Genomic DNA, 23,233 nt, shown 5'->3' with positions numbered 1-23,233 from the left:
TGGGTGGCTTTGCGGATGTCGGATGATGGGTATGACCTACGGGTCTTGCTGACGCGGGCACTCCGCCGGATTCAGGAGTTGGAGGCGCGGCCGCAGCGCGAGCCGATCGCCATCGTGGGGATGGGCTGCCGCTTTCCCGGCGGCGCGGAATCCCCGCGGCAGTACTGGGATCTGCTGAGCTCGGGCCGCGACGCCATCGTCGATGCGCCGGAAAGCCGGTGGCCCGTAGCGGATTCCGGGCCTCGTCGGGCGCGGCGGCGAGCCGGGCTGCTGGCCGGTCCGATCGACGCCATGGACGCGGAGTTCTTCGGGATCGCGCCGCGCGAAGCGGCGTCGATGGATCCGCAACAGCGGCTGATCCTCGAAGTCGCCTGGGCGGCGATGGAAGACGCCGCTCTGGCGCCGGGCGGTTCGGCCGCTGCCCGCACCGGGGTGTTCCTCGGGGTCAGCTGGCAGGAGTACCAGCGCACGATCACTCCCGACTGGGTGAGTTCGGTGGACGCGCACACGCTCACCGGAACGATGTCGAGCATTGTGGCCGGACGGGTGTCCTACGTGCTCGGACTGCGCGGGCCCGCGGTGGCGATCGACACGGCGTGCTCGTCGTCGCTGGTAGCCGTGCATCAGGCGTGCCGCAGTCTGCGTTCGGGCGAGTGCGACGTCGCCTTGGCGGGCGGAGTGAACCTGCTGCAATCGGAGCTGACATCGGAGGCGCTGGCTCGCATGGGGGCGCTCTCTCCGGACGGGCGCTGTCGCCCCTTCGACGCGCGCGCGAACGGCTATGTGCGCGGCGAGGGCGCGGGGGTCGTTGTGCTGAAGACGCTTTCGCGGGCGATCGCCGACGGCGACGAGATCAGAGCGCTCGTCCGAGGCTCGAGCGTGAACCACGACGGTCGTTCCATGGGGCTGACCGCGCCGAATCCGACAGCACAGCGCGAATTGCTGCGCGCCGCGCTGACCGACGCCGGGTGCGCCGCCGACCGGATCGGCTACGTCGAGGCGCACGGCACGGGCACGCCGCTGGGTGATCCGATCGAGATCGAGGCGTTGTCGCAGGTGCTCGGCGCGACGCGGGCGGACGGGTCCGCGTGCCTGCTGGGTTCGGTGAAGTCGCAGATCGGGCACCTCGAAGCGGCCGCGGGCATCGCCGGGCTGATCAAGGTGGTGCTGCAACTGCAGCACGAACGAATTCCACGTCAGCACGATTTCGCCACCATGAACCCGAAGATCGAGCTGGACGGCACGTCGCTCGCGGTGCCGACCGACGATCTCGCCTGGCCGCGCACCGCGCAGCCGCGAATGGCAGGGGTGAGTTCGTTCGGTTTCGCAGGCACCAACGCGCACGTCGTGCTGGAGCAAGCACCTGAGCCGACGGCGCGTGTGGATCCGAAGGGTCCTGTGTTACTGGCGCTTTCGGCCCGTACTTCCTCAGCCCTCGACACACTGGCCCGCGACTACGCCGAGCAGTTGGGCAGGCAGGAGATGCCGCTCGCCGATGTGGCCGCCACCGCGGCGCTGGGACGCACGCATTTCGCGCACCGGCGGGCGGTCGTGGCCAGGACAGCCGAGGAGGCGGCGCGCGAACTCGTGGCGTCTCCGGGGCGAACGATCGAACCGGGGCCGGGTAAGCCGCGGGTGGCGATGCTGTTCACCGGCCAAGGCGCGCAGTACGCCGGGATGGGCGCGGCGCTGGACGCCAAGTATCCGGCTTTCCGTGCGGCGCTGGACCGCTGCGACGAGTTGCTGGGGCCGCTTCCCGGCGGATTGCGTCTGCGGTCGGTGCTGTTCGCCGCTGACGACGACTTGCTGGCTCGCACCGAGTACGCGCAGCCGGCCCTTTTCGCGCTGGAATGGGCATGCGCCGCGCTGTGGTCGTCGTTCGGCGTTCGCCCCGATGTCGTGCTGGGGCACAGCCTCGGTGAACTGGTCGCGGCGACCGTCGCGGGAGTGTTCGACCTGGCCACCGGCTTGCGTCTGGCCGCGGAACGGGGCCGGCTGATGCAGGCGGTAGCGCAGCGAGGGGCGATGGCGGCGGTGTTCGCCGCGCCCGTCGAGTTCGACGATCTGCTGGACGAGCTCGCGGCGAGTGTGTCGGTGGCCGCGGTCAACAGTCCCGGCCAATTCGTGGTGTCCGGAGCGGTGGACGGGGTGGGTCGAGTTGTGCGGGCTGCCGAGGAACGGTCGATCCGTGCGGTGCGGCTGCCCGGGACGACGGCCTTCCATTCGCCCCTGCTGGATCCGGTGCTGGACGACTTCGAGGCCACGGTCGCGGAGTTGGCGCCCGTCCCACGCGCGGCGACGATTCCGCTGGTGTCCAACGTGACCGGCGCGCGGGTCGATGGCCCGATGGATGCCGCGTACTGGCGTGCGCATGCGCGCGGCACGGTTCGTTTCGCCGAGGGCGTGCGCGCGGCCGCCGAGTCCGGCGTGCACGTCTACCTCGAGGTGGGACCGCATCCGGTGCTGCTGGAATTCGGGCGGAACACCGACCCCGACGCCTTGTGGGTGCCGAGCATGCGCCGGACATCCACCGACGACGAGGTGCTGTTGACCGGCGTCGGCGCGTTGTATCGCGCGGGCGCCGACATCGACTGGACCGCGGTGATTCCCGGGGACGCGCGCAGGCGCAACGGCCTGCCCACTTACCCCTTCGAACGAGAGCGGGTGTCTGTGCCGATCGGGAGCGCGTCGTCGAGTACCGGATACCTCGCCGAGCATCGGTTCCGCGACCGAGCGGTGGTGCCCGCGGCGGACCTCGCCTTGCGCGCGTTGCGTGCGGCCGGAGGCGCAGGCCACGAGCTGATCGACTTCGTCGCCGCGCGACCGGTGCCGCTGGCGGAATTGGCCGAGCCGCTGGTGACCGATGCGGGCGATCACACCGAAGTGCGGTTCCACGTCGAGAACGGCGATGTCGCCGCGGTGTCCGCCGCGGTTCGACCCGTCTCGGCTCGGCCGCGCGATGCCGGTGAACTGTCCGCGGCACGACGGGTGATGTCCACCGAGGAAGACGTCGAGGACTTCTACCGTCGCTGCGCGGACGCGGGATTGACCTTCGGCCCGCGATTTCGTTGGATAACGCGGCTGCGGTCCGGCGAGCGCGCCCTGCTCGCGGAACTGCGGCGTCCCGCGGAACTGGCCGACGAACCGGACGCCTGGCTGCCGTGTCTGCTCGACGCCGCGATCCAGACCGGTCTGGCGCTGGTGTCCGGAAACGGCGGCGCGGCTCGACTGCCGGTAGGTATCGGCCGACTGCGCTTGTCCGGCCAGGATGCGGGCGAAACGGCGTGGGCGCTGGCCGAGCGCACCGGCCGGACGGTTCGGCTCACGATCTTCGATACCGCGGGCACGGTCGTCTGCGATATCGACGACGTATGGTTCGCCGAGTCCGGGACTCCCGGACAGTCGCAGGATCGGTATCGCATGTCCGGCCTCACCCACCGTCCGGTCTGGGAGCCCGCCGTGGGGTCGCCCACCGCACGGGCGCACGCCGCCGCGCTGGTGATCGGGGTCGGGCAGCAGGCGGGCCAGCTTGCCGCCGCGTTGCGCGCCGCGGGCACCGATGCGGTGGCGGTGGCGCGTACTGCCGATCCGGAAGTGTGGCCCGGCGGCGACCGGGCGGTGATCTACCTCGCCGATGCCGAGGCCGATGACAGCGCCGAAACGGCGCAGGTGGAAACGCGATTCGCCCTCGCCGTGGTGCAGCGCATGGCCCGCACGGTGTCCGACGCACCGCTGTATGTCGTGACGATGGGGGCGACGGCGGCCTTGCCCGGTGAACCCGTGCGCCCGGCCGCCGCGGCCCTGTGGGGACTGGGCGCGGTGGTGCGCACCGAACTGCCCGAATTGCGTTGTCGCCTGATCGATCTGCCCGTGGACGCTCGTTGCGACGACCACCGACTGGTGAACGAAATACGTTCCTCCGCAGATCATTCCGTCATAGCTCTGCGCGGGCGTCACCGCTATACGATGCGGATGCAGCCCACCGACGAAGTGAGCGCGGTGGCCGAGCTGGACCGTGGTGGTGCGTATCTGGTCACCGGCGGACGCGGCGCGCTGGGACTGACCGCCGCTCGGACGCTGGCCGAGGCCGGTGCGGGAACGGTGGTGCTGGCCGGCCGCAGCGGCCCCACCCCGCGAGACGAGCGGGAAATAGCGCGGATCGCCGCACTGGGGGCGCGAGTCGAGACCGTGGTGGCCGATGTCGGAGACCGGGATGCGGTGGAAGGGCTGCTCGCCCGCTTCGGCGTGGATTTGCCGAGGCTGGCCGGGATCGTGCACTGCGCGGGTGTGCTGGACGACGCCGTGTTGTTGGAACAGACCGCAGGACACATCGACCGGGTGTTCGCGGGGAAGGTCGCGGGCGCGTGGCACCTGCACGAGCTCACCGCGGGACGGCCGCTGGATCTGTTCGTGCTGTTCTCGTCGGTCAGCGCCCGGGTGGGCACCGCCGGACAAGGAAATTACGCCGCGGCGAACGCGTATCTCGACGCCCTCGCCCTCCTGCGCACCGCCCGGGGACTGCCCGCCGTCAGCATCGCGTGGGGGCCGTGGGCGGGCACCGGCATGGCCGAAGGACTCAGCGACGCCGCCCGCCGGGCGTGGGTGCGCCACGGCGTCGGCGAGCTGGATGCCGAGGACGGCGCCCGAGCGCTGCGCTCGCTGCTGTCGGCGGAGGGAGCCGTCGCGGTCTTCCCCGCCGTCACGGAAGCCACGGCGGAGCGGGACCCGGTCGAAGTCCAGGAACCGGGCGATCCGGCGGAGCTGCTGGAACTGGTACGCACCCATGCCGCGTCCGCACTCGGCCGCACCGCCGCCGTTCCCGATCGCACGCCGCTGCGGGAACTCGGGCTCGATTCGATGATGGCGGTCGAACTGCGCAACGCCCTCTCCGCGGAGCTGGGGGTGCGACTGCCGGCGACCCTGCTGTTCGATCATCCGACGGTCGCCGCGGTGTCGGAGGAGATCGCCCGGCTCGGCGCCACCGGCCGCACGGCAGCGAAACAGGCCGAAAAGCAATCGACCACGCGCGTCCCCGAGCAGCTCACCTCCCCGGTGTACCCGGCGGAACTTCCGGTTACACCTACTACACCGAACGTGTCGCAGTTCACAACGACCGAAACCGGCGCTGCCGCCGACGAATACGCCGACGCGATCGCGATCGTCGGCATCGGCTGCCGCTACCCCGGCGGGGTCCGCGGGCCCGCCGATCTGTGGCGGGTGCTGGCCACCGAAACCGACGCGGTGACCGAGGTGCCCGCACACCGCTGGGACGTGGACGCCTTCTACGATCCAGACCCGGATGCCGACGGCAAGACCTACACGCGCTGGGGCGGTTTCGTCGATGGTGTCGAGGATTTCGATGCCGGATTCTTCGACATCTCCGTCGGTGAGGCGCGGATGCTGGACCCGCAGCAGCGTCTGCTGCTCGAAACCGCCTGGGAAGCGCTCGAACACGCCGGATACCCGGCGAGCCGGCTGGAGGGCAGCCGGACCGGGGTCTTCGTCGGCGTGATGTCCAACGACTACGCCGAACGGATGGCGCGTGCCGATGTCGCGCCTGATGCCTGGTTCGGCACCGGCAATCTCTCCAGCGTCGCGTCCGGTCGGCTGTCGTATTTCCTCGGTGCGCAGGGCCCGAGCCTCACCATCGACACCGCGTGCTCGTCGTCGCTGGTGACCGTGCACACGGCGGTGCGCAGCCTGCGCAGCGGCGAATGCGATCTGGCGCTGGCCGGTGGCGCCACCGTGGTGCTGACGCCCTCGCTCGACATCTATTTCGCGCGGGCGCGCGGCCTGGCCGCCGACGGCCGCTGCAAGAGTTTCGACGCGCGCGCCGACGGTGTGGTCTGGAGCGACGGCGCGGGAATGCTCGTGCTCAAACGACTGGCGGACGCGCGGCGCGACGGCGATCGGATACTGGGGCTGGTTCGTGGGTCCGCGGTCAACTCCGACGGTCGCAGCCAGGGATTGAGCGCACCCAACGGTCCGGCGCAGGAACGGGTCATCCGCGCGGCGCTGGCGGACGCCGCCCTCGACGCGCAGGACATCGATTACGTCGAGACGCACGGCACCGGCACGGCACTCGGTGATCCCATCGAAGTGAACGCACTGGCCGCGGCACTGGGCAAGGGCCGAACCGAGGCGACGCCGCTGTGGATCGGATCGGTGAAGTCGAATCTCGGGCACACCCAGGCGGCGGCGGGCATCGCGAACATCATCAAGGTGATCGAGTCGATGCGGCACGATCGCATTCCCGCTTCGCTGCATTTCCGTTCGGGCAATCCGCACATCGATTGGGACTCGGTCGCGATCCGCGTGGTCGCCGAGGAGCGGCCGTGGCGGCGTTCGCGGCGGCCCCGGCGGGCGGGGGTGAGCGCGTTCGGGATCAGCGGCACGAACGCGCATGTGGTGATCGAAGAACCGCCGCAGATGTCGGAGGCGGATTCCTCCGACGACGCCGGGCCGCATCTGCTGGTTCTGTCGGCGAAGAACGCCGATGCCCTGCGCGAACTGGCGGCCCGCTACCGCGATCTCTTGGCCGCCCGCCCGGAGACCGCGTTGGTGGATCTGTGCGCGAATGCCGCGGTGGGCCGCACACACTTCGGCGAGCGCGTGGCGATCTGCTTCGACACCGCCGCGCAGTTGCGCGCCGCGCTGGAGAACGTCGCCTCCGGGGGCATCGTGGGCAAGTCGGTCGTCGAGATGTCGAGCGGACTGGTCGATCCGGCTCGGCGGTATGTCGATGGCGGTGACATCGATTGGGATGCGGTCTATGCCGACCGCCGGTGGCGCCATGTCGATTTGCCGACCTATCCGTTCCAGCGCAAACGGCACTGGCTGGAGCTCACACCGCCATCGCGGGAGACCCAGTCGTCGCGTACCTTGCCGCTCACCTCGGAGATGTTCGCCGGCCATCGGTTACGTGGTGTGCCGACGGTGCCCGCGGCGTGGCTGTGCGTTCAGCTGCACGAGATCGCCACGCGACTGCCCGGATCATGGGACGTCGCGGGGCTGCGGCTGATCACGCCGCTGGAGGTCACCGGAGCCGCGGTGCGGGCCGTGGCCGAACCCTCACAGGACGGCCACACTGTGCGCTTCATCCGCTCCGGCGATGGCCAGGCGACATACGCCGAGGCGAAACTTACGCCGCCACAAGCTGATTCGGTGGAATCGCTCGCGGCTGTGACCGGTGATTCCGAGGCGCACGTGTGGCCCGCCTACTACGACGCTCTCGCTCGGCTCGGCCTGGATCTGGGTCCCGATTACCGCTGTGCCCTCGAGTTCCGGCGGATCAGCGACACCGAGGCCGAGACAGTGTTCCGGTCGGCCGGTGGCGGCACCGCGCTCGACGCGGTCCTGCTCGATGCCTGTCTGCACAGCATCGTGGTGACGGCGACCGGGGGCGGGGAGTTGTTCCTGCCCTCGGAGATAGATCGTGTCCGATTCTTCGGCAACCCTGTGATCGAGGATGCGACGGTCCGGTGCCGAGTGCGGGTGACCGAGCGAGGAAAGCGGGTCATCGTCGGTGACGCCACGCTGTACTCGGCGTCCGGGCGCCCGCTCGCGAGTGTGCAAGGCGTGAGCCTCCTGGCTGCGAACGTCGATGCCGCGCCGAAATCCGACTCGACCAGGCTCGCGGATCTGCTGCACCACCTGGAATGGGTTCCGGTCGAGGCCGGTCTGCGCGAGGGACCGGCGGGACGCTGGCTGATCTTCGGTGACGGTCCGGTCGGTGACGCTGTCGCCGCCGGATTGAGCGCGCGCGGCGCGGACATCGTGGTCGTTCGCCCTGAGGACGCGACCGATCCGTTCTCGTTTTCCGACGCCGCGCGTCCGTTTCGCGGCATCGTCTTCGCTTGGACGGCGACGTCCGCCCGGACGCGCGTCGAAGCAGCTCTGCGGTTGACGCGCGCACTGGACTCGGCGGGGCATGGACCGGACGCGTTGTGGTTGGTGACCGTGAACGCCCAGCGCGTCATCCCCACCGACCGCCCCGACCCCGAGCAAGCTCTGCTGTGGGGTTTCGGACGGACGCTGGCCACCGAGCATCCCGAGTTCGGCTGCCGGTTGCTGGACTTGCCCGCGGAATCCGTCGTGGACGGCGCGCTGGTCGCCGAGGAGCTGCTCAGCGGTCGCGCCGCAGGGGAATTCGCCGTGCGCGACGGCGGTTGGCTCACCGCGCGCATTGCCGACGGCCTCGCATCCGCCGACGATTACCGGTTGGTCGCGCACCGTTCCGGCGATTTCGAGCGGATGCGGTTGGAGCCCGGTATCCGGCGCGCGCCGGCGGCAGGGGAGGTCGAGATCGTCGTCGCCGCCACCGGCCTGAACGCCCACGACCTGTGGGTGGCTTCTGGTATTCATCCGGACGGTGCGGAATCGCTGGGTCTGGAATGCACGGGCCGGGTCGTCGCGGTCGGCTCCGGAGTGGAGCGGTTCGAGGTCGGTGATCGGGTGGTCGCCTTGGCGGGTGACAGTTTCTCCCGCCACGTGACGGTGGACCAGGGCTTGGTGACTCGGCTGCCGGATCATCTGTCCTTCACCGACGGCGCGACCGTGCCATACGCCTTCACCGCCGCCTGGTACGCGCTGTTCGACCTCGGTGGTCTGCGCGCCGGAGACCGGGTGCTCGTCCACGGCTCCGCCGACGGCATCGGCATGGCCGCGATCCAGCTCGCCGCGCAGGCGGGAGCGCAGGTGTACGCGACCGCCGCACTGTGCCGTTGGGCCCGCAACGCCGGGCTGCCGGTCACGCAGATCCAGACCTGGCGTAGCCACGAATTGGGCGAACGGGTCCGGGCGGTGACCGCGGGGCACGGAGTGGACGTCGTGGTGCACGCCTCGGGCGTCGACGTCACCGCGCAGGCCGCCGAAATATTGCGGCCGGGAGGCAGATTCGTCGAGGTCGTGGATTCGGTGCAGACCCGCGTGGCGCGGCGTAGCGCGGATGTCGACCATCGGGCCTTCGATCCGGCCACTGTCGACGCAGGCAGGACGGGCGCGATCCTGCGGGACGTGATGGCGCTGTTCGAGCAGCATGCCTTGACCGCGCCGCCGCACGCGGCATACGGCATCAATCGCGCCGCCGAGGCATTCCGCGCGATGGCCGAACGTGATCATCCGGGCCGGGTCGTCCTGGTCGGCGCAGAGGTCCCGCTCGCCGCGCGCGGTGACCGGTTGCCCGATGGCACCTACCTGGTGACGGGAGGTTTCGGCGGACTCGGCGCCGAGGCCGCACGCTGGCTGGCCCGCCGCGGAGCCCGGCATCTGGTGCTGGTGGGCAGGCGCGCGCCCGATCCGGCGGGGGAGCGGTTGCTGGCATCGCTGCGCGCCGCCGGCGCCCAGGCGACGGCGCGGCAGGCGGATGTCGGTGACCGGGCCGCCGTTGCCGCACTGTTGCGAGGCATTGCGGAATCCGGCTTTCCGCCACTGCGCGGCGTGGTGCACTGCGCGGGAGTTCTCGACGACGGCGTGGTCGGCGAGCAGACCTGGGCGCGGTTCGAGACCGTGCTCGGCCCCAAATATCTCGCGGCCCGGCACCTGGACGAGCTCACCCGCGACCAGCCGCTGGAACTGTTCGTCACCTACTCCTCCGTTGCGGGCGTGCTCGGCACCCCCGGCCAGGCGAATTACGGCGCGGCCAACGCGGCGTTGGACGCGCTGGCCTGGCGGCGGCGTGCGGAGGGACTGCCCGCGCTGAGCATCGGGTGGGGGCCGTTCGCCGATGTGGGCATGGCCGCCGACCGGCCCGAGGTCACCGCACGACTCGTGCGGCGCGGACTGCCTCCGCTGCGCACGGGCGACGCGGTGGCGGCGCTGGATCACCTTGTTCAGCACGACTGCGCGGCGCCGGGCGTCTTCGAATTCGTGCCGGAGCGGTGGTACGCGCAGCGCACGCGGCAGGTCACGACGGCCGCCCCTCCGCCGACCCAACCGAGCACCACCGGTGCGGCGCGAGCGCGGCAGGCGTCCGACGATCTCGCAGGCTGGGAGGCGCTCGTCCAGCGCGTGGCGATGCGGGTGCTCGATCGCGCCGGAGAACTCGATCCGGAACTGCCGTTGCACGACACGGGAGTCGACTCCCTGACGGGTATGGAGCTGCGGGCCGCGCTCGCCGCCGAAGCCGGAATGCCGCTGCCCGCCGGGCTCGTCTTCGACTATCCGACCGTGCGTGAGATGGCGCGGTTCCTGCAACGCAAAGGCGCATCCGCTCCCACTGGAGGCGTGGGCGACATCGCCGAAGGCGTGCGCACCCTCGTGGCGGACGCGGCCCCCCTGGTCGCTGACACAACCCCGCTGGCAGCTGACGTTCACACCTTCGGCCCCGATGCGACCCCGCTGACGGCTGACGTGCCATCGGCTGCGATCGACATGCCTCCAGTCGCCGCAGACGTGTCGTTGGTCGCGACCGACGTGTCCACTGTCGCGCACACACCGCGGTATCCGGTATCGGAGTCGACGGAACAGCCTGCGCAACAGCCCCTTTTGACCGGTACCGACTTCCGGAGCGACCAGCCCGACGACGACCCGATCGTCATCGTCGGCATGAGTTGCCGTTTCCCCGGCGGGGTGCGCACACCGGAGGACTTCTGGGACCTGCTGTGGCAGGGACGCGACGCGATCACCGAGGTGCCGCCGCAGCGCTGGGACATCGACGCCTACTACGACCCCGACCCGGCAGCGCTCGGCGCGATGTACACCCGCTGGGGCGGCTTCGTCGACGGCGCAGACGAGTTCGACCCCGCGTTCTTCGGTATCGGCGCGGCGGAGGCACGCGCGATGGACCCGCAGCAACGCCTGTTGTTGGAAACCAGCTGGGAGGCGTTGGAACGCTCGGGGCGCGCGCCCGGCACGCTGGCGGGCAGTCGCACCGGTGTGTTCGTCGGATTGTGCTTCAGCGAGTATCCGGCGACGCCGACGCGAGCCGCCGATCCGACCGCGATCGGCGCCTACTCGGTGATCGGTTCGGCGCCGAGCGTCGCGGCCGGGCGCTTGGCCTACGTGCTCGGGCTGCAAGGCCCGGCGATGACACTGGACACGGCCTGCTCCTCGTCACTGGTGGCGCTGCAGGCGGCCGCGGACGGGCTGCGCGCGGGCCGTTGCGATCTGGCGCTGGTGGGCGGGGTGAACTTGCAGCTGGCTCCGGAGACGACGATCGGTTTCTGCCGTCTGGCCTCGCTGTCGCCCGACGGACGCTCGCGGGCGTTCGACGCCGACGCCAACGGCTACGTCCGTGCCGACGGCTGCGGCGTGCTGGTGCTGACCCGGCTGTCGCGGGCCCGGCGCAACGGCGATCAGGTGCTGGCGATCGTGCGCGGCGTCGCGGTGAATCACGACGGACGATCCAACGGCCTGACCGCGCCCAACGGCCCGGCCCAACAGCGCGTCATCGCCGACGCGCTGGAGCGGGCGGGCTTGCGGCCGGACGCGGTGGACTACGTCGAGACACACGGCACCGGCACCCCGCTCGGCGATCCGATCGAGGCCACCGCGCTGGCCGAGGTGTACGGCGCGGGCCGCACGCAGCCGCTGCTCATCGGGTCGGTCAAAACCAACATCGGGCACACCGAGGCCGCCGCGGGTGTCGCCGGGGTCATCAAAGCCGTGCTCATGTTGCGGCACCGCCGGATCCCGCCGAGCCTGCATTTCCACACGCCGAATCCGCTGATCGACTGGGCCGCGATGCCGGTGGAAGTCGTGGGCGAGGCCCGGGAATGGCCACACACCGGGCACGAACCGGCCATCGGGATCAGCTCCTTCGGGATGAGCGGCACCAACGCGCACGTCATCCTGACGCCAGGCGATCCGGCGCCCCCACCACGACCGGAAGCACCGGCCGCGCAGGTACTCGTCCTGTCTGCGCGCGACGAGACCGCCCTCGCCGACTTGGCGGGGCGCTGGGCGGACGAAATGGACGCGGGACAGCGGTCTTTGGGCGACCTGGCTTACACGGCCGCGACCGCACGCACCCATTTCGAACAACGACTCGCGGTGGTCGCCGACACCCGCGCCGCCGCGGCGCGAGAGCTGCGTGCGCCGAACCAGATCCGGGGCCGGGTGGAGCGCGCGGCGCGCCCGAAGGTGGCGCTGCTGTTCACCGGGCAGGGGTCGCAGTACCCGGGCATGGCACGGGAATTGTTCGACTCCGAGCCGGTCTTCCGTGACGCGCTGCGGCGCTGCGACGCGGTGCTGGGGCCGATCGCGGACGGGATCGGGCTGGTCGAGGCCGTGTACGGCGATCACGGGCCACAGTTGCTGCGTCGCACGGTGTTCACCCAGCCGGTGTTGTTCGCCGTCGAGTGGGCGCTGTGGGAGTTGTGGCGGTCGTGGGGGATCGCCCCGGCGGCGGTGCTCGGCCACAGCGTCGGGGAATTCGTCGCGGCCTGCGCCGCGGGCGCGATGAGCATGGAGGACGCCATGCGGCTGGTGGCCGTGCGCGGCCGCCTGATGCAGCGCCTCCCGGACGGTGGCGGGATGATGGCGGTCGACGCTGCCGCCGAGCGGGTCTCCCCGCTGGTCGCACGGTTCGAGCCCGCGGTGTCGATCGCCGGATACAACGGACCGGCGCAGGTGGTGGTCGCCGGACCGCGTGCGGCACTGGATCTGCTGCGCGAGCAGTTGTCGGCCGACGGCATACGGTCGGCTGATCTGACCGTCTCGCATGCGTTCCACTCCGCGGCGATGGACCCGATTCTCGACGACCTCGCCGCGGCGTCGGCCAAGGCGACGATGACCGATCCCACGATTCCGCTGATCTCGAATCTCACCGGTGCCGTGCTGCGCCCGGGAGAACTCGACCCCCGGTACTGGGCCCGCCACGCACGTCAGCCGGTGCGGTTCGCGCAGGGCCTGCGGGCCATCGCCGAGCTCGGCATCGACCGATTCCTCGAGATCGGCCCGCATCCGACGTTGTCCGCCCTCGGCGACCGAGTGCTGGGGGACTCGGCGCGGTTCGTCGCGTCGCTGCGTCGCGGCCGCGGTGATCGCGAGACGATGATGACGGCACTCGGTCACCTGTATGTCGCCGGCGTGCCGGTGGACTGGGAGCAGGTGCATCGGCCGCACAAACGTCGGCATGTGCTGGCCCCGACCTATCCTTTTCAGCGACAACGGTATTGGGTCGCCTCGCAATCGGAACCCGCTCTTGCGGTTTCGAGCGGCACTGCCGCCCGGTACCCCGATTTCCCGAGACGCTCCAACGGCGCCTTCGAGTCCCGCGCCGCATCGATGCCCGGCGCCGCCTTCGCACCAGCGGCCGTCAGCCCAGCCCTTCCACAGCCTCAGGACGACGCCACGCACTCGTCCGTGTCGATGCCTTCGGGTGACCCGCTAGCGAATCTCGGTGCGCTGCCTGCGCCGGCCGACGTGGAAACCGCAACCTACCCGGCTCTTCCTGCGCAAGGCGGAAATGGAACGGCGCACCGTCGCGCAACGCGCGATTCCGGATATCCACCGGCCGCGCTGCCGGGAGCGTCGGGGGAGTGGTCGTCCGCTACGGGTGACGGCCAGGCGGCGGAACGGCCGCTGAATTCGGTATCACACGACCGCAAGAGCTGTTTCGACTTGACGCTCGAACCCGATTCGCCGCGCTATCTGGCTGATCATGTCGTGAACGGGGCTGTCGTCGTGCCGGGCGCATGGTTCGTCGCCACGATCGCCGACCTCGCGCGCGGACTGGTCGCCGGTGACGTCGTCGCGATCGATGACCTCGTGATCACCAACGGTCTGCCACTGAACGGCCCGCAGCCGGTGCGAATCGGCTTCGAGCCGGCCACGGACGGGCTGGCGGTTCAGGTCGAGACGGAAACCATGGGCCTGCACGCGCGAGCTCATGTCCGTAGCGGTAGGCGCCAGGTCCCGGACGGGTCCAGCCTGGCGGAGATCCTGGGCCGCTGCCCGGAACACCTCGCCGCAGTGGAGTTCTACCAACGGCTGGCCGGCGCCGGTCTGCCGTACGGACCGGCGTTCCGCCGTGTCGTCGGCCTGCGCCTGGGGCGGCACGAGGCCTTGGCCACGCTGTCGGATCCCGAGACCGATACCGCCGGGGTGCATCCGGTGCTGCTGGACGCGGCATTCCAAGCCACCTATGCGGCGATGTCGTCAGAGGGGGACGAGCAGACGTGGGTGCCGTTCGCGGTGGACCAGGTGCTCGTTTCGGCTGCGGCGGGCACCGTTCGATTCGGCCATGTGCGCGTGCTCGAGCAGACGCCGCAGTTGTGTGTCGCGGATGTTCGTCTGCTCGATGAGGAGGGTTCTCCGGTGCTGGTCGCGAACGGATTGCGAGTGATACCCGCGCCGATGCCGCAGTCGGCGGGCCAGTCGTCCGCCTCGCAGGCGGTCGCGGATACCTACCGTGTGGACTGGCGGGAGGCCGGACCGGTGGCGCCGGTCTCGGCGACCGGCCGCTGGCTGATCATCGGCGCGCGCGGAAGCCTCGCCGACGAGCTCGCGGGCGAATTGCGGGCGCGCGGCGGGGAATGTGTACTGGCCAGGCCCGGAGCCGGTTTCAGCTTCCGCGCCGAAGACGAGTTCGAGATCGATCTCGGTGTGCCCGCGGCGGTGCGCGCACTGCTCGGCGCGGTGGACGACGGTCGCGCACCGCTGCGCGGGATCGTCTCCGCGATCGCGCTGTCGGACGAGGACGTACCCGCGCCTGTGGCGGCGGAACGCCTGGTGGTGGGTGCGCTGCATCTCGTGCAGGCCGCGGCACTGGCCGGGGAACCGGCGGTGTGGCTGCTCACCCGTCACGGTCAGCGGGTCGTACCTTCCGACCGGGTGGCGCCGCAGCAGGCGGCGCTGTGGGGCTTCGCCCGCGGCGCGCAACTGGAGTACCGCGAAATAGGCTGTCGGGTCATTGATCTCGATCAGTTCACCGGTGCCGGTGTCGTGGTCGACACGCTCGTGACGCCCTCGGCGCCGCGGCAACTCGCACTGCGCGGTGGAGCTCGCCGGGTACCGCGGCTGGTGCCGTTGACGAGCGTGCCCAGCGATCCGACGGCCGCGTCCGGAGCTGCTGGAACGGTGTTGATCACCGGCGGCCTCGGTGGGGTCGGCTTGCGGCTGGCTGGCTGGTTCGTCGAGCGTGGTTGGCGGGACGTGGTGCTCGCCGGGAGATCCGCACCCGATGCGCGAGCGGAGTCCGTCATCGCCGAATTGCGGGGGCGCGGCGCACGGATCGAGGTCCGGCCGCTCGACGTCGCCGACCGGACGGCCGTGGCGGCGACGCTGGATTGGATCGACCGGGAGCTTGCGCCGCTGGTTGGAGTGGCGCACCTGGCCGGGGTGCTCGATGACGGCGTGATCGCCGAGCAGACGGCCGCCCGGGTCGGGCGGGTGTTGGCGCCGAAAACGTTCGGAGCATGGCATCTGCACGAGCTCACGGCGGGCCGGTCCTTGCGCTTCTTCCTGCTGTTCTCCTCGGCCGCGGCGGTGGTCGGCCTGCCCGGTCAGGCCGGCTACGCCGCCGCCAACGCCTTCCTCGACGGTGTGGCCGAGTCGCGCGACGCGTCGGGCTCGCCCGCGCTGTCGATCGCGTGGGGCCCGTGGGCGGACACCGGAATGGTCGAGCGGCTCAGTAGCGACGCGGTGCGACGGCTGACCCGCCGCGGCTACGGTCTGCTGCGCCCCGAAGATGCTTTCGACACGCTGGACCGCCTGATCGGAACCGCCACCGCTGCGGTTACCACGATGCCGTTGACCGGGGTGCCGGACGCCGACGTGCCGGATGTGCTGCTGGATTCGGTTGCGCACGCAGCCGAAAAAGTCTCCACGACAGACGATTCCGGCGATCTGGCCGCGCGGATGGAGGCGCTGGTGCGCCGCTGCCTCGGGTTGGCGCCCGACGCTGATCTCGATCGTCCGCTGCACGAACTGGGGCTGGACTCGGTCGCGGCCCTGGAGATCCGCGACGAGCTGTCGCGCTCCAGCGGTCACCGCCTGCCGGCCACTCTGGCGTTCGAGTACCCCACCCCGTGCGCGGTGGTCGGCCTGCTGGTGCGGCTGAGCTCCGTGGCAACGCCGTCCGTGCCGCCGTCGATCGACAACGATGGCGATTCCTCCGATCCGACGGCGGCACGGACACCCGCTCCCACGCGGAACGCCGAAAATGCCACGGGCGTCACCATGCCCACGTCGAACGGTGCAGTGCCCGTGTGGCCGCAGGGAATGGACAGCGCGCCCACCGGCGGCACCCGGTGGACCGGCGCCAACGGCGCGGCGGCCTCGGCCGACCGGTCGGCCGCGCACGACCGGCAGCCGGTGACTCCGTACGAATCGGCGGACCCAGGCGCGACGTCGACCGTGCCCAGCGCCCGTCACCAGCGCACGCCCGCCGTGCGCACCCACAGCACGGGCACGAACGGCGCGGCGGCCTCGGCCGACCGGCAGCCGGTGACTCCGCACGAATCGGCAGACCCAGGCGCGAGGACGACCGTGCCCAGCGCCTCTCAGCAGGTGGCTCGGGGGGCGGCGGCCGACCTCGAGACGCCGATCGCCTTCTCCAATGCCGATCGCCACACCGACACGGCGGGTGACATCGCGATCGTGGGTGTGAGCGGACGCTATCCGGGCGCGGACGGGCTGGACGAGTACTGGCGTGTCCTGCTCGAGGGACGTGACTGCGTCACCGAGATCCCCCGCCACCGGTGGGACCACAGCCGCTATTTCGTCCCCGACCGCCACAACCCTTTCACCGCCTACACCAAGTGGGGCGGCTTCCTCGACGACGTCGACTGCTTTGATCCGCTGTTCTTCGCCATCTCCCCGCGCGAGGCGGAGATCCTCGACCCGCAGGAGCGGCTGTTCCTGCAAACCGCCTGGGCCGCATTGGAAGACTCCGGCCATTCCCGGGCCGACCTGGCCCGCGGCGGTCTGCGACCCGAGCAGGCCGGTGTGTTCGTCGGCGTCATGTGGGGCACCTACCAGATGTTCGGGGCCGAGGAATCCCGGCTCGGGCGCGGCACGCTGCCCGGCTCGACGTTCTGGAGCATCCCGAATCGGGTCTCGCACGCCTTGGACTTCCAAGGGCCGAGCATGGCGGTGGACACCGCGTGTTCGTCCTCGCTGACCGCGCTGCACCTGGCCTGCCAGAGCATTCGGACCGGCGAATGCAGGCTGGCGGTGGTCGGCGGCGTCAATCTGTCGCTGCACCCGTACAAATTCGTCGCACTGAGCCAGGGGCAATTCGCCTCCACCGACGGCCGCTGCCGTTCCTTCGGCGCGGGGGGCGACGGGTATGTGGCCGGTGAGGGCGTCGGGGCGCTGGTGCTGCGGCCGCTGGCCGACGCCGAAGCCGACGGCGACACCATCTACGGCGTCATCAAAGGCACCGCGATCAATCACGGCGGCCGGGTCAACGGTTTCACGGTCCCCAATCCCGACGTGCAGGCCGCGGTGATCCGCTCGGCGCTGCGCGCCGGTGACGTGGACCCGGCGTCGGTGTCCTATATCGAGGCGCACGGCACCGGCACCGCGCTGGGTGATCCGATCGAGATCGCCGGTTTGGCGAAGGTATTCGGCCGCTCCGGCGGCACCGAGCTGCCGATCGGTTCGGTGAAGTCGAATGTCGGCCACCTCGAGGCGGCGGCCGGTGTCGCGGCGCTGACGAAAGTGCTGCTGCAACTGCGCCACGGCACCATCGTGCCGTCGCTGCACGCCACGCCACCCAATCCGAACATCGACTTCGCGGCCACACCGTTCCACATCCCGGCCCGGCCGCTGCCGTGGCCCGGCGGAGATCCGGCGCGCCCGCGCCGGGCGACCGTGAGTTCGTTCGGCGCGGGTGGGGCCAACGCCAATGTGGTGATCGAGGAGTATGTCGACCGCAGGCCGGAGACGCGGTTCAGCGGCGGCCAGGTCGTCCCGGTTTCCGCTCGCGACGGTGAGCGGCTCGCGGAGTATGTCGCCGCGCTGGATCGTTTCCTCGCCGGGCAGCAGCCGAACCTCGCCGATCTGGCCTTCACGATGCAGGTGGGCCGGCAGGCGGGCAGCACGCGGGCAGCGTTCGTCGCGCGCGACATCGGCCAGTTGCGCGCCTCCGTCCGCGCTTGGGTCGACGACGTGCCCGGCGCGCGGTCGTGCCGGGAGGCGGCGGAGGACTCGCGGATCGCGCGCTGGCTCGGCGGTGCGGACATCGATTGGTCCACCGTTCGCGATCCCGGGCCTCGACGCCGTATTCCCGCGCCGACCTATCCGTTCGCCCGGGAGCGGTACTGGATCCCGGACGTCACGCCGGGCGCGCAACTCGTTGCCGGGCCGGGACAGCCGTCCGCATCGAGTTCGCAGGTTGCCTCGCTCACACAGCCTCCGACGACGCCAGCACCCAGCCCGGCCGCGCAACCTGCTCTGAATGGAAGCGCGACGCCAACAGGGGAATCCGGGTCGGAATCGGCATCCGCGCAGTGGCCGACGCCCGATTCGCGGCTCTCGGCGGGGGGCATCGAAACGGAGGCCGGGTCGCTGGAGTCCGCCGAGGCCATGGATCCCACTCCCGCCACGACCCGCCGACTCGCAGCACCGCAACGGCTGCTGGTCCCGCTCTGGCGAGAAGCTCCGTTGCCCGGCGGCGACCTGCGTTCCCGCCGCGCTCTGCTGGTGTACGACACGCGGACCCCGCGGCACCTGGCGGAGGCGCTCGAAGTCGCCGCCGGTGATCCGGGTCGTCTGGTGCGGCTGTCGCAAGCGCCGGGCGATCTGCACCGCGACGACTTCGAAACGGGCGCGGCGCTCGGCCGGGCGATCGCGGCCCGCTACCCGGATACCGAGTGCGTCATCGATCTGTGCGATCTCGTGCCCGCCCCGGCAGGCAGACCGACCGGCGATCTCGGCCGGATGGGCTTCTACCAGGGTGTGATCGAGGGGCGCGCCGGTTCGCTCACGCTGTTGCACGTCGCCGCAGGACACCCCGGCGCGGACGGCCCGGAGTCCGCGCCGCTGGGTGGTCTGGTCGCCGCGCTCGCCGAGGAGATCCGCGATGTGCGCACCCGCAGCGTCCACGTGGCCGACGAGCGCGCACTGGTGTGCGCCGATCCCGGGCGAGTGTTGACGATTCTCGGCGCGGAGTGCACGGCAACCGAGGACAGCGCGCCGCGGGTGCGGTATCGCGGTGGAATCCGCGAAGCCGTCGAACTGACCGACACGACGGCACGCGACGGCCTGGTGGTGGACCCGTCTCGCACCTACGTGGTGACCGGCGGCACGCGCGGGCTCGGCGCGGCGTTCGCGGCGGCGCTGGTCGAGCGCGGCGCGCGGCGCTTGGCCGTCCTCGGGCGCGAACCGCTGCCGCCGCAATCGGAGTGGGACCGGGTGGCCGCCGGGTCCGGCCCTGAGGCGCAGAAGGTTCGGCGACTGGTGCGGTTGCGCGATCGCGGCGTCGCGGTGCGAACCTACTTCGGCAGCCTCACCGACGAGGGCGCCTTGTCCGGCTTCTTCGGCCAGGTACGCAGCGAGCTGGGCCCGATCGGCGGTGTGCTGCATTGCGCGGGCAGTGTGTCCGGTGAGAGCCCGGCGTTCGTGCGCAAGACCGGCGCGGCCATCGCCACCGTGCTCGCGCCCAAGCTGGCGGGCACCGCCGTCCTCGCCGACGTGCTGGCCGCCGACCGTCCGGACTTCTTCGTGTTGTTCTCGTCGGTGTCGGCCGTGCTGCCCGGCTTGTCGGTGGGCTTGTCGGACTACGCGATGGCCAACGCGCACCTGGACCGCTTCGCCGAGGCCCAGCACGCCCAGGGACGGCCGTGGTTCCGGTCGATCAATTGGCCGTCCTTCCGCGACACCGGTTTCGGTGAGGTGACCAGTGCGGCCTACCGCGCCACCGGCCTGCCGACCCTGAGCGCCGCGGAAGGATTCGAACTGCTCGACGCGGCGCTGGGGACGTCCGCGCCGGTGGTGTTGCCCTACCACGGTGCGGCACTGAGCCTTTCGACGCGCAAGAGCCGACCGGCGGAGGCGGCCACCGCGCCGAGCGCGCAGCCCACCACGGCGAACGGGTCCGCGGCGGCGTATCAGGAATTGCTGCGGATCTTCTCCGACGAACTCAAACTCGCCCCGGCACGGTTCGAGGGCGACAAACGGTTCGAGGAATACGGCGCGGACTCGGTGCTGATCGCCTCGGCGGTACGCCGGATCGAACAGGTCGTCGAAGCGCCCTTCGATCCGGCGCTGGTGCTGGAGTTCCCGACCCTCGACGCCTTGGCCGGTCTGTTGACCGAGCAGTTCCCGGAACGTTTCGCCCCCGAAGCGCCGCCGGAGCCATCGGCCGACCCGCAACCGGCGCAGGCTGATCGACCGCGCACACCGGAGACCGGAGCGGCCAGACCCGGCGCGGCGACCTGGGCAGCCGACGCCCGCGGCGGACGAGCAGCCGAGCCCATCGCCGTAGTCGGCATCGGTTGCCGCCTGCCCGGCGGCGACACCCCGGACGCGTTCTGGCGCCTGCTGGCCACGGGCGCATCCGGCATCAGAGAAGTCGACCCGGCTCGCTGGGATCCCGCCCGGTTCTACCGCCCTGGCGGCGGACCCGGTCTGACCAACAGCAAATGGGGCGGTTTCATCGACGGCGTCGATCTGTTCGACCCGGAGTATTTCGGGGTCACCGACGAACTGGCCTGGCAGATGGACCCGTTGCAGCGACTGCTGCTGGAGACGTCGGTGCTGGCCACCTCCGACGCCGGTTACCGGCGCGAGGAGCTGGCGGGCAAGCGAGTCGGCGTGTACGCGGGCAGCCGGGCGGCGAACTATTTCAACCGGATCCCGGTCGCCGACCGGCACACCATCATCGGCATCGGGCAGAACTTCATCGCCGCGCGCATCTCCGACTACTTCGACTGGCACGCGGGCAATGTCGTGCTCGACAGCGCGTGCTCGTCGTCGCTGCTGTCGGTGCATCTGGCGTGTCAGGCGTTGCGGGCCGGCGAGGTCGACGCCGCGCTGACCGGTGGCGTGGAAGTGCTGCTGGACGAGATGCTGTTCGTCACGTTGTCGGCGGCGGGTGTGCTGTCGCCGAACGGACGGTGCGCGACGTTCTCCGAGGACGCCGACGGTTTCGTGCCCGGAGAGGGCGCGGCGCTGCTGCTGCTCAAGCGGCTCGACGACGCGCTCGCCGACGGCGACCGGGTCTACGCGGTGCTGCGCGGATCCGCGATCGGCAACGACGGGCACACCATGGGCATCACCACACCGAACATGCGCGCGCAGATCGAAGTGGTCACCGCGGCGCTGGAAGTGGCGGGCATGTCCCCGGACGCGCTGTCGTACCTGGAGGCGCACGGCACCGGCACCATGATCGGCGACCCCATCGAACTGAAGGGGCTGGCCACCGTGCTCGGCGACCGCTCGCGCGGCCAGGAGCCGTGCGCGGTCGGCAGCGTGAAAACCAATATCGGGCATCTGCTCTCGGCGGCGGGCATCGCCGGGGCGGTCAAGACGATCCTGGCCGTGCACCACGCGGCGCTGCCACCGTCGCTGCACTGCGACAACCTCAACCCGCGTTTCAAGTTCGCCGGTTCGCCGCTGCAGGTCAACCGGGAACTGCGCCCGTGGCGGCCGGCCGACGGCAGGCCACGCGCCGCGGGCATCAGCTCGTTCGGCTTCGGCGGGACCAATGCCCATCTCGTCGTCGAACAGGCGCCCGACGGGTACCGGCCGACGCGCCACCCCCTGGATCCACCCGCCTTCCGCAAGAGGAGCTTCATGCTGCCGAAAACGGTTCCCAGCCCATCGACGGAGCCCGCGCCGCGGATCGTGGTACCGATCAGCACGCCCGCACCGTCGTTCCTCCGCGTGGAGCCGCTGCGATGAGCGGGATCGAACTGGACAGCTTCGCCACCACCCTGCGGGCCGAGGACCCGGTGGTGCGCGATCACCGCGTACACGGTGTGCGAATCCTGCCGGGTGTGGTGTATCTCGACATGATCCTGCGCGCGGCGATGTCGGCGGGGTACCGGCCCGGCGAGCTGACGATCCGCGAGGCGTTGTTCCAGCGCCCGGTCGCCCTCGCCGACGACGGTGCGGTGCGCATCGCGTTCCGCGTCGATCGCCCTACCGGCCGGGTCGCCATCGACGTGCAGGGTTTGGACGCGGCGGGCATGCCGGTGGGACCGATCGATCCGGTCGCGGAATGCGTTGTGGTTCGGTCGGATTCGTTGGACGAGCCGGTGCGCATCGATGTGGCGGAGTTCCGGGATGCGGCGCGTGCGCGCGGTATGGCCGAGCTGTACGCCCAGACCGGAAGCCGCGGTATCGACCATCGCGGGTTCATGCGCGCCACCGGTCATTTCGCCCGTCGCGACGACGTGGTCACCGCGACGCTGGGGCTCGGCGCCGAAGCGGCGGCGCACCTGCCCGGTTTCCTGCTGCATCCCACGTTCCTGGATGCCTCCACGATCGTGCCGTTCATCGATCCGCACCGGCTCGGCGTGGACGACGACAGCGCGTTCATCCCGATCTACTTCGGTGACGTGCGCGCCTGGCGGGCCACCCCCGAAGAGGTGTTCGTGCGGGCCGCCGTCCGCGGCGGCGGGCACGGCGGAGACCTGCTCGAAGCCGAGGTCGCGCTCTACGACCGGGACGGGGCGCCGGTGGCGCGGTACCGGCTGACGTCCAAGCGTGTGCGTGGCAGCGCGGATATCCAGCGATTGCTGACGCGGCCGGAGGCGCCATCCCCTCGACAGGCCACGCCACGCTCGTCCGCCCACACGACCGTTCCTTCCGGTGATCCGCGTGCGGTGATCACCGCCGATGTGGCCGCTCTGGTCGCCGGTGAACTCGGCGCCGACGCCGCGGGCATCGCGACCGACGTCGGGTTCTACGAACTCGGTCTGGATTCCGGTCGCCTGCTGCGGCTGACGGCGGAACTGGAAGCCAGGGTCGGGGAACCGCTGTATCCGACGCTGCTGTTCGAGTACCAGACCATCGACGCACTCGCCGGACATCTCGCCGACACCGTCGGCGCGAGCTACCGCCCCGCCGACTTCGCCCAGGCCGATCCCACCGAATCCGCCGTGATCGCGCCACCGCCGGCAACGGCCCCGGTTGAGGCGCCGCCGGTAGCCAACCCGACTGCTACCCCAGAAGCGGCGCACGAACTCGTCGTTTTCGGATTCGACTGGGAGCCCGACACCAGCGTTCATCCGCGTCGGGAACCCAGCAGCCTGCTCGTCTTCGACAGTGTCGAGCACCCTTACCCGCAGGCCGGCACGATCGTCCGCGTCCGGCCCGGTAGCGAATTCCACTCCGGCGC

Annotated in this window: 2 protein-coding genes (1 of these 2 cut by a window edge); both read left to right on the top strand. The window is 70.9% G+C overall.

What is annotated here, in order from left to right:
• The first annotated feature begins 15 nt into the window (after positions 1–15).
• The gene (locus U3653_RS28265; protein WP_195082949.1) at positions 16–21,792 is read left to right on the top strand and encodes a type I polyketide synthase; all 21,777 of its coding nucleotides are present in this window, start codon (positions 16–18) and stop codon (positions 21,790–21,792) included.
• Positions 21,789–23,233, top strand: the 5' end (the start) of a protein-coding gene (locus tag U3653_RS28260; RefSeq protein WP_195082948.1) for an SDR family NAD(P)-dependent oxidoreductase. Its footprint extends 10,609 nt past the window's final position; only the first 1,445 of its 12,054 coding nucleotides appear in the window; its start codon is at positions 21,789–21,791; the stop codon falls past the right edge of the window. Before U3653_RS28265 ends, U3653_RS28260 begins: the two co-directional genes overlap by 4 nt.

This window comes from Nocardia implantans (assembly GCF_035544775.1).
In the GTDB taxonomy this organism is placed as follows: domain Bacteria; phylum Actinomycetota; class Actinomycetes; order Mycobacteriales; family Mycobacteriaceae; genus Nocardia; species Nocardia implantans.
This window is presented reverse-complemented; position numbering and strand designations above follow the sequence as displayed.